Origin of the sequence: Streptococcus sp. DTU_2020_1000888_1_SI_GRL_NUU_041A, assembly GCF_032387735.1 — a bacterium.
Taxonomy (GTDB): Bacteria; Bacillota; Bacilli; order Lactobacillales; family Streptococcaceae; genus Streptococcus; species Streptococcus sanguinis.
Genome location: NZ_CP135591.1, coordinates 143722 through 157608 on the forward strand (window position 1 = coordinate 143722; position 13887 = coordinate 157608).

The following is a 13887-nucleotide window of genomic DNA, read 5'->3' on the forward strand; positions in this document are numbered from 1 at the left end:
ATGAGAGGAACCAGTAAGATTGAATGGGAGTTGGCTTTGGGAGAACGCTTCAGCCCCATGTATCAGAAAATTACGGATGATAAATTAAAGGTTTTACAAAAAGCCTATTTAAAAATGTATAAAAAATTTGATGCAGAATGTCGTCGGCATCATATTCATTCCTACATGGTTGCAGGGACCTTGATTGGCTCTTTGCGACATGGGGGCTATATCCCTTGGGACGATGATATCGACTTGGTGATGTTCCGAGAGGACTACAATCGTCTGCAGGAAATCTTTGCGGACAGCGAGGACTTCGAGCTGATCTCTCCTGCGGATGCGACAGACAGTGTCTTTAAGGTTCTAAAGCTGCAGAGCAAGTCACTGACCTACTATGATGTTTTAGGAGAAGGTTTCAGTAAAAAGAAACATCTTTATCTTGATATGCTGCCAATTGACTTTGTCCCAGAGAATAATATGCTTCGCAAGCTCAAGGGTCTTCTATTCAGAGCCTTGGATTTGTCACACAATAGCTCACGCTGCTATACAAAGTTTACTCCGCATCTGACCTATATGGCTAAAGAATCCAAAGAACTCAGACAAAATCTTTGGATTAGAAGACTGATAGGCTTCCCTTCTTTTATCATGGGGCCAGCTAATATGTATAAGTTGATGGAAAAACTCATCCAGTCTAATAAGAAGACTTCAAAAATAACGATTGCTTATGGTGTAAAAGGCTATTTGGGAGAGACTATCGACTATGAAAGTTTCTATCCAGCTAAGAAGTATTCCTTTGAAGGATATGAGTTCGATGGACCTAATGATGCGGATAAGTATCTGACTAATCGCTACGGTGATTACATGACACCGCCTGAAAGAAAAGAACAGACAGAACGTCATGTCAGATTGAGAGATAATTGGGTTGAATTGATAGAAGGAAGATAATGGTTTTTTTACTAATTTTGGGTGGCCTTTTCCTCTTGTTTTTGACAATCAAAACAGTAGGAAGAGACTATGCTAACCCGGCTTTTATATACTTGGCAATATGGATGATAGCAAGCATTTTTACTGCATTTTATTCATCCAAATGGGGAGAGGGACTTTCTCTGATAACGGTCACTGTTATCTTTGTTGGGAATGCCATTTTTTTAATGGGAGTCCTCTTGTCATCGAATTTGTTTGCTGAGAGGAAGTTGGACGCCAAACCTAGTCAAATAAAGGTGAGTAATTTTTTCATTATTTTAGTTCTCTTATTTTTGGCTTATGCGGTCAGGTTTATTTATTCCGATTTGCTTTACTTGGCGGCGCAGAGTAAGCAGGTACCTGGGGGATTGTTTAAAACTATTGAATTGGCTCGGCATATGACTACAAATTATGATTTCTCTCTTAGTCGCCTTAGCCTCAATTTGCTGCGGGTTAACTTTTCTTTAGGAATTGTTTTCTTCTACTTTTTTTGCGAGTCTCTTTTTTCAGGAAAAGATGGCATTTTTTACAAGGGCAAGTTACTGCTGGTTAGTCTGATTTCTTTAGGTGTTTCCCTCTTGTCTACTGGACGTACGGAGTTGCTGGGCTTGGTTGCAGGATATGCTATTGTGTATATGTTGTTTTTCTCGAAGTATTATTCATGGAAAGACAGCAGGTATGGTGTGAAGCTTTTTCGCTCTTTGCTGATAATTGGCTTTGTATTCCTTGTCTTATTCATGGCGGTTGGAACCTTTGTTCTCAATCGAGTGGATAGTCGGGCAGAGTTCGGAATTTTGGATAATTTGGTTAAATATATGGGTTCACCCATTCAGGCTTTAGACTACTATCTGAAAAATCCTACTCTTTATAGCGATAATCAAGTCTTTGGGGAAAATACTCTTATTGCTATCTATGGAACATTGAAATCCCTCGGTCTGTCTAGCCATGAGCTGACACCTTTCTTGCCTGTTGTTCATTTTAACGACGATAAAACCAATGTTTACACAATTTATTACTACTTTATCAAGGATTTTGGCTATTTCTCAGTCCTTATCTTTCAGCTTTTATATGGCTTCTTTTACGGAAGTTTCTACTATTCTATCAAAAAACGCTATTTCACCCCGCTAAAGGTTATTGTTTTCGCTTTATTTGCGTATCCTTTGGTCATTTCATTCTTTCAGGAAACGTTGCTGTCATTGCTGACAACCCATATTAATCGGATTATCTATGCTTTTGTGATTTATATGGCAGCTGATTTACTGAGTAGAGTGCGATTTACAACGAGAGGAAGGAAAGTATCGGTATGACGACATCAGCTCTGATATTCGCAGGCGGCACAGGCAGCCGCATGAATACCAAGGCCTTACCCAAGCAGTTTTTAGAGTTGCACGGTAAGCCTATTATTATTCATACGATTGAGCACTTTGAAGACCATCCGGCAGTATCGGACATTGTGGTTGTCTGTGTAGACGGCTGGCTGGACTACTGCAGAGATTTATTAGCTCGATTCAATATTAAAAAAGTCAGTCAAGTGGTTCCTGGTGGAGAGACTGGACAAATGTCTATTTTTAATGGTCTATCTGTCTTACGGGAAAAGTACAAGAACGATGACGACTATGTGTTGATTCATGATGGTGTTCGCCCCTTGATTGACGGGGGAATCATTTCTAAAAATATTGAAGCAGCCAAAAAGTATGGGGCAGCTATTACGGTTAAGCCGGTTATCGAAACGGTCATTCAGGTCGATGAGGCGGATGTTATTAATCAGGTTATTGAGCGTTCCACTTGTCAGACAGCTGTCGCCCCTCAAACCTTTGCGCTTTCAAAGATTCACTCCCTGCATTTAAAAGCTCAGGCAGAGAATCAGTTTGATATGACGGATTCTGCGACGTTGGCTCGTTATTTTGGTCTCCCTCTGCATACAGTCATGGGGGGCAGCGAAAATATCAAAATTACGACTCCATCTGATTTCTATATTTTTAGAGCGATTTACGAAGCGCGCGAAAATGCACAAATTTTTGGTTGATATGGGAAAAAATACGATTTTACAAAAAGATATGGAAGACCTAGCTACTGACAGTCCTATTCTCAGAGAACTGAGAAATGTTACAGTCTTGGTAACTGGAGCAACCGGACTTATAGGCAGACACTGTATTTCCGCCTTGATGACTTTAAATGATTTGTACGATGCCAATGTCAGAGTAGTGGCTTTAGCACGAAATCAGAAAAAAGCGGAGGATCTATTTCAGGATTTTTTACATAGTGAGAATCTGAAGCTAGTGTATGCTGACTTGCTGTCAGATTGGCAGATAGAGGAGGATTTGGATTATATTATCCATGGAGCCAGTGCGACGGACTCCTCTTTTTTCGTTGAGCATCCTGTGGAGACAATTGATCTAGCCGTAAATGGAACGAAAAAACTGCTGGATCTGGCTAAAAATAAGCAGGTTCACAGTATGGTTTACCTCTCTTCTCTGGAAGTCTATGGAACGACAAATCCCGATGCTTCTAGCATTAGCGAGAAAGATTACGGTTATTTGGATCCAACTAGTGTCCGTAGCAGTTATTCGGAAAGCAAGCGCATGGCAGAGTCCTTGTGTGTGGGTTATTGTCATCAGTATCAGGTGCCAGTTAGAATGGCTCGTTTGTCACAAACTTTTGGCCCAGGTGTGAGCTATGAAGACAACAGAGTTTTTGCGCAGTTTGCACGTGCCGTTCTTGAAAAGAGAGATATTATCCTCCGAACTAAAGGGGAAACTGTTCGGAACTACTGCTATACCAAAGATGCCATTGAAGCCATTTTTTACATTCTGCTGAAAGGCCAAGCAGGTCAAGCTTATAATGTCGCCAATAAAGAGACGGCTATTTCCATTCGTGAGATGGCGGAAATGGTTATTGAACTAAGCGGTAGCAATGAATCGAAGTTGGTCTTTGATTTGGCAGAGGATGTGGAAAAGCTAGGCTATAATCCGACAGTCAAGATTCGTCTCAATACGGACAAGCTTGAGAGTTTGGGCTGGCAAGCTCATACTGATTTAGAAACCATGTTTTTACGTTTGGTTGAGAGCATGGCAGCAGATAGGAAGAAATAGGAGGGCAAATTTGTCTGGTGGATTTAAAAAAATAATAGCTAATTTTTCCTATGTCGTCTTGTCCAATTTGCTGACAGTAATAGTTTCTTCTCTGGTTGTCTTGATTTTGCCTAAGATTATGGGTGTAGAGGAGTATGGATACTGGCAACTCTATATTTTCTATTTATCCTATGCTGGTTTTGTTCATCTAGGCTGGGTGGACGGAATCTACCTTCGCTACGGTGGTTTGGAGTATGATGATCTGGATAAAGAAAAGTTTTTCTCTCAGTTTCTCATGCTTTTGATCTATTTGACAGGGATTGGAATTTTATTTTTCTTAGGGACTTCTGCCTTTATTAGAGATGAGAGCAGTCGGTTTGTTTTTATACTTTTGGTTTATACCATGTTGGTCACCAATCTGCGCTTTCTCTTTGTTTACGTTTTGCAGATGACTAATCGACTGAAGGAAAGTTCCTATGTTGTCAGTGGAGACCGACTCCTCTATTTACTGATTTTGCTGGTCTTTATTTTCGTGGGTTTTCGAGACTTCAAGATTATGGTCTATGCAGATTTGATTGGTAGAGTTGTTTCTCTTTTTTATGCCATGTATCTGTGCCGAGATATGGCCCTGCGACCTCTCAATCAGTTTAAGCTTGATATACAGGAAATGGTTCGCAATATTGCTGTCGGTATCAATCTGATGCTATCAAATGTAGCCAGTATGCTCATTATCGGGACGGTTCGAATGGGGGTTCAAAGGGTATGGAACATTGCTACATTTGGGAAAGTGTCCTTGACTCTGAGCATTTCCAATCTGCTGATGACCTTTATCAACGCTATCGGTTTGGTCATCTTTCCGATTTTGAAACGGACGGACGAAAGCAAGTTGCCTAAGATTTACAATCAGTTGCGGAATGTCCTTATGGTTCTTATGTTTGGAGTGCTTTTGCTGTATTATCCCCTAAAAATAGCTTTGGACAGCTGGCTACCGGCTTACAGAGAGTCCTTGATATTTATGGCTCTAGTCTTTCCTATGTCTGTCTACGAGGGCAAGATGGCTCTGCTTATCAATACCTACTTAAAAGCCCTGCGAATGGAGAGGCAGATTTTTAAAGTAAATGTAATTGCCATGCTCTTAAGCTTTGCTACTACCCTGATTTTTGCAGTTTTTCTGCACAATCTGAATGCTACAGTGCTGTCTATCGTACTGCTGCTGGCGACTAGGAGTATATTGGCAGAGCTAATCTTAGCCAAGAGAATGCAGATTGAGGTCGTCAAAGATATCTGGGTTGAGTTGCTAATGACGCTTGTGTTTATTGCTTCGAATTGGTTTTTATCAGTTTATCTAGCTGCAACAGCCTACGGATTTGTCTATCTGACCTATAGCATTTACAAATACCAAAGTTTGAAAGGTCTGCTCCAACAATTGCGGGCTCGTTGATGCTTGATAAATTATAAATAGTTTAACAATCTAAATACTAAGCCCTGTCTGGGCTTTTTATGTTTGTAATGTAGTGTTAGCATACAAAGTAACTTATTGCGGATTATGGTATTTTTTAGAATAACTAGAAATTAGCTAAAATAATTCCGTTCTTTATGCCTTTGAATATAAATGGTTTTGCAAGTTATTCTACCATGAAGAGATTTCAAAAGGCATCAGGAGAGCAGAGCTGCTAGGATAGCAAATTGGGCTAGTTTTTGGTATTTTAAGTAGGTGCAGAATTCGGCGGTCAACTTTAGAAAGAGAAATACCTGTTAGTTGCAATAGTAAAATTAAAGAGAACTTGAGGATTAGCAAGAAGAGGTGTCCTATGAAAAAAATTTTAGTCACAGGTGGAGCGGGATATATAGGAAGTCACACAGTGGTTGAACTAGTCGTAGCAGGCTATGAAGCCATTATCGTGGATAACTTTTCGAATAGCTCTCCAGAAGTGCTAGAGCGCTTAGAAACTATCACTGGTAAGAATATTCCGTTTTTCAAGGGTTCGATTTCTGATAAAAATCTGATGGACCAGATTTTCAAAGACAATCACATTGATGCAGTCATTCATTTAGCGGCCTATAAGTCAGTAGAAGAATCGGTGCGGGAACCACTTAAATATTACGAAAATAATGTCAGTGCTGGTATTGCTCTTCTTGAAGTTATGAAAGAGCACAAGGTAGAACATATTATCTTTAGCTCCAGTGCCACGGTCTATGGAATGAATCATTGTTCATCCTTGACAGGAGATTTATCTATTTCAGCGACCAATCCATATGGTTACACCAAGCTGATGATGGAACAGATTTTGACGGATCTTGCTCTTGCACATTCAGATTGGTCTGTAACCAATCTTCGTTACTTCAATCCAATTGGTGCTCATGAGTCTGGTCTGATTGGTGAGGCTCCAAATGGTATTCCTCATAACCTCATGCCTTATATAACTCAGGTTGCGGTCGGTAATTTACAAGAGCTTAGCGTTTTCGGAAATGACTATGATACACATGATGGTACAGGAGTGCGCGATTATATTCATGTGGTCGATCTAGCCAAGGGTCATATTTTGGCTTTGAAACATAATTTAGAAAACAAGGGGGTCGCTGTTTTCAATCTTGGTACAGGGATTGGTTATAGTGTACTGGATATGGTTAAAGCCTTTGAAAATGTCAATGGTGTGAAAATTCCTTATACTATAAAGGATAGGCGACCTGGAGATGTGGCGACTTGCTATGCCGATGCAAGTAAAGCGAATGACATTTTGGGCTGGAAAGCTGAGAAAACTCTCCAAGATATGATGCGAGATTCTTGGAGATGGCAAAGCTCAAATCCTAATGGCTATGAAGGCTAATGTAGAATATCAGTCAGGTAAATAAAGCTCTTCTGTAATAGTGCAGAAGAGTTTTTCTATATAAGAGCTGTCTTCTCCCACAGATGCAAAACTTCTTAAAGAATGTCATCAATTGATATGTTTTTTAATGGGCGTGTAATCTGGTCTTGATGAGCTGTAATAATAAACATGCTATAATGTGTGCATGAAAACTGAAAACACAACTTTGCACGCTTTTAAGGCCCTAGCTTGCTTTAGTATTGTTTCCTTACACTTTCTGCTGCCGGGGCAATTTGGCGTTTTTTATCAAATTGTGGCCCGCTTTGCAGTTCCCTTTTTCATGATGCTGTCGGGCTATTTTTCCTATAATATTTCCAAAGATAAGGTCAAGTATCGTCTCAAGCAGATGCTTCTTTTGACAGCTGCCAGTCTCCTGTTTTACACGATTGTGCATTTTGTCAACCTAGTGCTAACCAGAGAGCTAACAGAAAAGATGGCATCTATAGACTTATCTGATTTTGCGGACTTTTTCCTCTTTAATAGTCCCAGAGACTTGATTGGCTCAGCTGCCACGCCGACTTGGTATTTGCTGGCTATTTCTTATATCTACACGCTTTATTTGATTTTTTATAAGCATTTCCACCGCTTAACTAGTTTTGGTGTGTCCCTGTTCTTGTTGGTTCTGGCCTTTTGTATCGAGTTCAATACAGACAGCGAATTTTACTATCGCAACTTCCTGTTTATGGGGCTTCCCTTTTTCATTTTAGGCATGCAGTTTGCCAAGCATCGGGATCGGATTTTAGCCTACGACTTGTCGTCTGTCAGGAAATGGGCGATTGGTTTGGGAATAGCAGGCTTGATTCTGCTTGAGTATTGTTTCATGGGTACGGAGTACGACCTCTATCCTAGTACCCTTTTGTCTTCCAGTGCAATTTTCTTCTACGCGGTCAGAAATGGGACCAATATTGATATTCCGATTTTGAATAATATTGCCAAAAAGTACGCCACCATGATTTATATCATTCATCCCTTCATTATCTTCATTTTCAGGTCGATAATGCCTCGGAATACCATTTACAGTTTTGGCTTTTTTATCATTTTCTTACTGTCTTATTTGCTGAGCATAGCTTTTCAGAAAACCATCAGGCCCAGACTTATCAGTGCACTTCCGGCTCAGTGATGTAAGCTGGCATAGCTTATCCTCGCTTTGACTCCAAACTAAAAGCAACAGGTAATTCTGTTGCTTTTCTTGGTCTATCATGGCTTCAGACTGCTTAATACTTTTTCAAAACTATCAGAGCGGGCTTCGACGGTGATTTTTTCTAGCGTAAAAGGGTGGGTGAAGGTCAGCCGATGGGCGTGGAGCATAAGCCGGCCTTGGGGCTGCGGATGATAAAGGGGATCGCCGACCAGTTGGTGTCCGTGGTGAGCCAGATGGACACGGATCTGATGGGTGCGGCCAGTCTTGAGTTGGCATTTGACCAAGCTAGCCTGCCCAAATTGCTTGAGCCGATTCACATGAGTCTCTGCATAGAGTCCTTTTCGGGGGTCGACCAGCCGTTTCCTGCGATCATGGCGGTCGCGGCCAATCTTGTCTTTATAGATAAGCTTTTTAGCTGGGAACTCGCCTTGGACCAGAGCCCAATATTCGCGGCTGATTTCTCGCTTTTCCAGCAGTCGATTGAGGATGGGCAGGACAAAGGGATTCTTGGCAAAGAGGACAGCACCGCTGGTTTCTTTATCTAGCCGGTGAACGACATAGCAGGTCTCGCCAACATAGGCAGAAACATGATTAAGAAGGGCTAGCTCTGTTGGTTCATTAGCGTGGGTTTTCATACCCTCGGGTTTATTGACGATAATGAGGTGCTGGTCCTGATAGAGCTCCTCTACGAGTTCGCCATTTCCAAATAAGATTGTCTTTTGAGGATAATCCTCCTCGTCAAATATCAGGCAGATATCATCTCCAGATTTGACTACAGTCTGCCAGTTGATAGCTAGACCGTTGACAGACACGTGCTTTTTGGTCCGCAGAAAGTGCCGAATTTTTCGCGGAATGAGAAATTGTTCTTCCAGCAGCTCTTTGACTGTCATGGCAGGCAGTCCATCTGGGATAGTCAGTGTAAATTTCATACATTTATTGTAGCAGAAAGCCATAACTTTGGAAATAGGCAGTGTCGGATAAAACTTGCTGCAGAGGGCTTTAAACGGCTATTTAATATACCCTTTTTCTTAAAAATAACTAAAAATCAGACAGGAAATAGGGTACTTTCTTGTCTGCACCTAAATAAGGTGATAAAATAAGGTTTATGAAGAATTTAAAAGATTTGTTTGAAAAATTAGTAGATTATTTTACTGTACAGAAACCTCAAAAAGAAGCAGCAGAGGAGGTAGAGCTGACAGAAGAGCAGGCTAAGTCTGGTCTCAGCCGTTCAGGCAAGACCAAGAAGAAACCTCTCTCTCAGCACCCTATCCGTCGTTTTTGGCGCAGGTTTCATCTGACCAAGATATTCCTGATTCTCGGCTTGACCTTTGGTCTGGTGGTCGGTGGCTATCTCTTTTATGTGGCTAAGACGACCAATGTCAAGGATTTGCAGAATGCCCTCAAAGCTACCACGCTCATCTTTGACAAGGATGGCAATGAAGCGGGAAGCTTGTCTGGTCAGAAAGGAACTTATGTTGAGCTGACCGAGATTAGTCAAGACCTGCAGAATGCTGTCATCGCGACAGAGGACCGGACTTTCTATGAGAATGGCGGGATTAACTACAGTCGTTTTATCTTGGCTATTTTGACAGCTGGTCGCTCGGGTGGGGGTTCTACCATCACCCAGCAGCTGGCCAAGAATGCCTATCTGTCTCAGGACCAGACCATTGAGCGGAAGGCCAAGGAATTTTTCCTGGCTCTGGAAATCAATAAGAAATACAGCAAGCAGGAAATCCTGACCATGTACCTCAATAATTCCTATTTTGGGAATGGGGTCTGGGGTGTGGAGGATGCCTCTAAGAAATATTTCGGAGTTTCGGCTAGTCAGCTTAGTCTGGACCAGTCGGCTGTTCTGGCTGGTATGCTCAAGGGACCGGAGATTTATAATCCACTGTATTCAGTTGAAAATGCGACCAATCGCCGCGATACGGTGCTGCAAAATATGGTTGCTGCAGGCTTTATTGATCAGGGGACAGCTGATCAGGCTGCCGCTGTAGGAATCGGTGGCCAGCTGGTTGATGCTTATGCCGGTAAGTCAGAAGACTATCGCTATCCATCCTATTTCGATGCGGTCATCAATGAAGCGGTCAATGACTACGGCTTAACTGAAGAAGAGATTGTTAATAATGGCTACCGCATTTATACTGAACTGGATCAGAACTACCAAGCCAGCATGCAGGTTATTTACAGCAATGTCTCTCTCTTTCCTGTAGCAGAAGATGGCACTATGGCTGAGTCGGGCAGTGTTGCCTTGGATCCAAAAACCGGCGGTGTGCGAGCACTAGTAGGGCGAGTCAATAGTGCAGAAGGCTCGACTTTCAGAAGCTTTAACTATGCAACCCAGTCCTCCCGCAGCCCTGGCTCTACTATCAAGCCCTTGGTTGCATACAGCCCGGCCGTCGCTGCTGGTTGGCCGACAGATAAGGAGCTGGATAATACTAGAACCACCTTTGGCGACTATACCATTAACAACTACGGCAATATCCAAAGCTCCCCCAAAGTTCCAATGTATCAAGCCTTGGCAGAATCTCTGAACATTCCAGCTGTTTCAACTGTAGACGAGCTAGGCATCAACAAAGCCTTTGAGTACGGGAAAAAGTTTGGTCTGAATATGGACAAGGTTGATAAAACTTTGGGCGTGGCTCTAGGAAGCGGAGTTACAACCAATCCAATGCAGATGGCGCAAGCATATTCAGTCTTTGCCAACGGCGGTGTGATGAATGATGCCCATCTCATTACAAAAATTGAAAATGCCAGCGGTCAGGTCGTCAAGACCCATCGCCAAACCTCTACTCGGGTCCTCAATAGCTCAACGACTGACAAGATGAACAGCATGATGCTGGGGACTTTCTCGAACGGTACAGGTATCTATGCGGCTCCGTATGGCTATACTATGGCTGGTAAGACCGGTACGACTGAAACGGACTTTAACCCAGATCTATCTGGTGACCAATGGGTTATTGGTTATACGCCAGATGTGGTTATCAGCCAGTGGCTAGGCTTTCCAAAAACTGATGAGACCCACTATCTGACTGGGACCAGTGCGAATGAAGCCTCGGCAGTTTTCCGAAATGTTGCCAATAGTATCCTGCCATATACAGAAGGAACTTCCTTTGAAGGGCAGAAGAATGCCTATGCTGCCAACGGCATTGCCCCTGTGGATACCTATGGTACAGAGGAAACGGGTACTACAACTGAAAATAAAGACTTCCTGCAGGACGTTCAGGACCGAGCTCAAAATCTGGTGGATGAAGCCAAGAAAGCCATTGATGACACTGGTATTCCTGAGAAAGCGAAAAACCTCTGGGATACTGTTACCAGCTGGTTTCAATAGGATTTAAAAGAGCTGAACGGCTTGTCAAAAGCATAGAATCCTGCTATAATAAGAAAGATGGAGGCGTTATGGCATTAAAAAAAGCGAGTCTAGCGTGTACAGTCTGTGGTTCTAGGAACTACTCGGTTAAGCTCAGTAGCACTCCAAAACCAACGCGTTTAGAAGTTAATAAATTTTGTAAGCATTGCAGTAAATACACCCTGCATAAAGAAACTAGATAGGAGATTGTTGTGAAATTCTTTAAAGATGTTTTTAAACTATTGAAAGATACAACTTGGCCTACCCGAAAAGAAAGATGGATAGATTTTATTTCTGTCATGGAATACACTGCATTCTTTGTAGTAATCATCTATATCTTTGACAAAGTAGTGGCAAGCGGTCTTTTCCAGATTCTGAATATTTTCTCTTAATGATTTAAGTAGAAATAAAAAAGTCTACAACAGGCATATTATTCAAAGTCCCACCTATTGTGAGTAGGTGGGATTTTTGGCGTATGTCCTTATTTACACGCTGACAATTTCAAAAAAATCAAATCTATCTATAATTCATCGTTTGAAATAAAAATTTCTCATACTAGACAACGCTGATTCAAGAATTTTTGGGCAGAATTGCAAGACTTTGATTTGTCAGGAAAATAGTTATTAAATTCCTTTGCATTTGAGGAAATTATGGTATAATAGGGCTAGAAAGAAGCAGAAGCCCATAGGCTTTTTTATTTAGGAAAGGATGAACTCATGGACAGTTTTGACAAAGGCTGGTTTGTACTGCAGACCTATTCAGGTTATGAAAACAAAGTAAAAGAAAATCTTTTGCAGCGCGCTCAGACTTATAATATGCTGGAAAATATCTTGCGCGTGGAAATCCCTACTCAGACCGTGCAAGTAGAGAAAAATGGCAAGACCAAGGAAATCGAAGAAAACCGCTTCCCTGGTTATGTCTTGGTGGAAATGGTAATGACAGACGAAGCTTGGTTTGTCGTGCGGAATACTCCGAATGTAACAGGATTTGTCGGGTCACACGGAAACCGCTCTAAACCAACGCCGCTCTTGGAAGAAGAGATTCGCAACATTCTCATCTCCATGGGTCAAACAGTGCAGGAATTTGACTTGGATGTCAAGGTTGGAGATACCGTTCGTATCATTGATGGTGCCTTCACTGACTATACAGGTAAGATTACTGAGATTGATAATAACAAGGTCAAGATGATTATTTCCATGTTTGGCAATGACACCGTGGCTGAAGTTAATCTTAGCCAAATTGCAGAACTTTAATTGACGAAGCCGCTATCCTCGTCAAAAATAAAATCCAAGACTTTTTTCAGTCTTGGATTTTTGTGTTTTTGGAACGAAGTGTGAGATTACTTATCCTTAATGACGGAGTCAATAATGTCTTTAGTTTGTTTCATTTGATAGGTAGACATTACCCCAACGATTTGATTATTCTGAGTAGAGAAATTAATAGAGTTCTATAAAATCTAAAGTTTAAAATAGCAAATTTACATTTTACGGTTCAACAATCTGATAGACTTTATCTTGATCGAACATGACGCTGTAATCTTTGCCATCTTGACCTTCCCATCCAAAAACAGTTGAGTGGCCAAAGACTGCGATTGTTTCTGGGCGTCCATGTTTAGCAACGACCTCCTGCGCGGACATCCCAGGTTGCACATCCTTGAGATTGTTGATTTTCTTAGGATTAGGTAGGCTGGCTGTCTTGGTAGTTACTGCTCCCTGGTCACTAAAACTTATCAAGATGCTGTAATCAGTTCCTCGCCAAAAGCCGCCACTTCCCATATCTGAGTCAGCGGGTCCCATTTTGCTGACAACCTCATCTTTGGTGCTGGGAGTAGGACCAGCAGATCCTATAAGGGACTCAACTTTTATGGTTTTAAATTCAGCCCATTTTGGAATTTCAGGGATATCCCCAAGAGCTTCCAGAGCCTCTCCCTGATCAATTAGGCTGATTTGAGCATTAGGGTCCTTGCGAGTATTAGAGCTAGAAGAAGTAGAGTAGTCTTCATCATCTTCACTAGAAGAGGAACTTTTTTTGCTAGATTCCTTTGTTGAGGTTGAACTTTTCGAAGCTTTGAGGGAGCTAGGCGTCTTTTTTCTTTGCTGCGTCTGCTTGGCAGGTATGCAGGCTGAGAGAGCTAGCAGAGAGAGAAGGCTGAGGGCATAGAAGCTAACTTTTTTCATAATCAATCTTTTTTCCTTTCGCTGATGATGAATGATATTTTTATAATATTATATCAGCAAAGTTTGCTAGAAACAATAGGAAATGCAATAAAAAAGCCCTTTGGTGGGCTTCTAGAAATATATTTACGAAGGCGGTAGACGGATTTGAACCGACGATCAAGCTTTTGCAGAGCCGTGCCTTACCACTTGGCTATACCGCCGCAACTCTTATTATTCTATCGTAAATACTTGCTTTCGTCAAGAGTCTTTCAAAGTCAAATCAGAAAATATTAGGCGCTACCATTCTGAACGCTTCAGGAACAAATGTTCAGCTGAGAGGTAGAATTCGTACTTAGTG

13 protein-coding genes and 1 tRNA gene are annotated in these 13887 nt (G+C 41.7%); 11 read left to right on the forward strand and 3 right to left on the reverse strand.

Annotation, left to right across the window (positions count from 1 at the left end):
- From RSK81_RS00790 to RSK81_RS00820, 7 genes are all read left to right on the forward strand, one after another.
- Complete coding sequence (locus RSK81_RS00790; RefSeq protein WP_227965283.1) at positions 1–924, forward strand: phosphorylcholine transferase LicD; 924 nt, start codon at positions 1–3, stop codon at positions 922–924.
- A complete protein-coding gene (locus RSK81_RS00795) occupies positions 924–2249 on the forward strand; it encodes an O-antigen polymerase (RefSeq protein ID WP_002914157.1) in 1326 nt (441 codons plus the stop codon). Before RSK81_RS00790 ends, RSK81_RS00795 begins: the two co-directional genes overlap by 1 nt.
- A complete protein-coding gene (gene ispD, locus RSK81_RS00800; protein WP_315687064.1) occupies positions 2246–2968 on the forward strand; it encodes a 2-C-methyl-D-erythritol 4-phosphate cytidylyltransferase in 723 nt (240 codons plus the stop codon). The genes RSK81_RS00795 and ispD overlap by 4 nt, the downstream gene beginning before the upstream one ends.
- The gene (locus RSK81_RS00805) at positions 2949–4034 is read left to right on the forward strand and encodes an NAD-dependent epimerase/dehydratase family protein (protein ID WP_315687066.1); all 1086 of its coding nucleotides are present in this window, start codon (positions 2949–2951) and stop codon (positions 4032–4034) included. The genes ispD and RSK81_RS00805 overlap by 20 nt, the downstream gene beginning before the upstream one ends.
- Before the next feature lie 10 nt (positions 4035–4044).
- Positions 4045–5454, forward strand: a complete 1410-nt coding sequence (locus RSK81_RS00810; RefSeq protein WP_315687067.1) for a hypothetical protein — start codon at positions 4045–4047, stop codon at positions 5452–5454.
- Between the two features lie 370 nt (positions 5455–5824).
- Complete coding sequence (gene galE / locus RSK81_RS00815; RefSeq protein WP_125377922.1) at positions 5825–6841, forward strand: UDP-glucose 4-epimerase GalE; 1017 nt, start codon at positions 5825–5827, stop codon at positions 6839–6841.
- A 184-nt stretch (positions 6842–7025) separates the two neighbouring features.
- Entirely contained in the window at positions 7026–8000 is a 975-nt protein-coding gene (locus RSK81_RS00820; protein WP_125377920.1) for an acyltransferase family protein, read from the forward strand.
- 77 nt (positions 8001–8077) lie between these two features.
- Here RSK81_RS00820 and RSK81_RS00825 read toward each other — a convergent pair whose 3' ends face one another.
- On the reverse strand, positions 8078–8950 hold the full coding sequence (locus tag RSK81_RS00825; RefSeq protein WP_185760040.1) for an RluA family pseudouridine synthase: 873 nt from the start codon (positions 8948–8950) through the stop codon (positions 8078–8080).
- A 176-nt stretch (positions 8951–9126) separates the two neighbouring features.
- On the opposite strand from RSK81_RS00825, the gene pbp2a reads away from it, so the two are divergent.
- The 4 genes from pbp2a to nusG all read left to right on the forward strand — a co-directional run bounded on the left by pbp2a (position 9127) and on the right by nusG (position 12626).
- Positions 9127–11355: a penicillin-binding protein PBP2A gene (pbp2a, locus tag RSK81_RS00830; RefSeq protein ID WP_125377916.1), complete on the forward strand. Its 2229-nt coding sequence runs from the start codon at positions 9127–9129 to the stop codon at positions 11353–11355.
- Positions 11356–11423: 68 nt separating this feature from the next.
- A complete protein-coding gene (gene rpmG, locus RSK81_RS00835; protein WP_002894024.1) occupies positions 11424–11576 on the forward strand; it encodes a 50S ribosomal protein L33 in 153 nt (50 codons plus the stop codon).
- Between the two features lie 9 nt (positions 11577–11585).
- Entirely contained in the window at positions 11586–11765 is a 180-nt protein-coding gene (secE, locus tag RSK81_RS00840; RefSeq protein WP_061595377.1) for a preprotein translocase subunit SecE, read from the forward strand.
- A 324-nt stretch (positions 11766–12089) separates the two neighbouring features.
- Positions 12090–12626 (forward strand): transcription termination/antitermination protein NusG, encoded by a 537-nt coding sequence (gene nusG / locus RSK81_RS00845; RefSeq protein ID WP_002894018.1) that lies wholly within the window; start codon positions 12090–12092, stop codon positions 12624–12626.
- 231 nt (positions 12627–12857) lie between these two features.
- Here the strand turns inward: nusG and RSK81_RS00850 are convergent, their stop codons facing one another.
- Positions 12858–13550 (reverse strand): hypothetical protein, encoded by a 693-nt coding sequence (locus RSK81_RS00850; protein ID WP_125377914.1) that lies wholly within the window; start codon positions 13548–13550, stop codon positions 12858–12860.
- A gap of 129 nt (positions 13551–13679) precedes the next feature.
- A tRNA-Cys gene (locus RSK81_RS00855) sits at positions 13680–13750 on the reverse strand.
- Positions 13751–13887 lie beyond the last annotated feature (137 nt).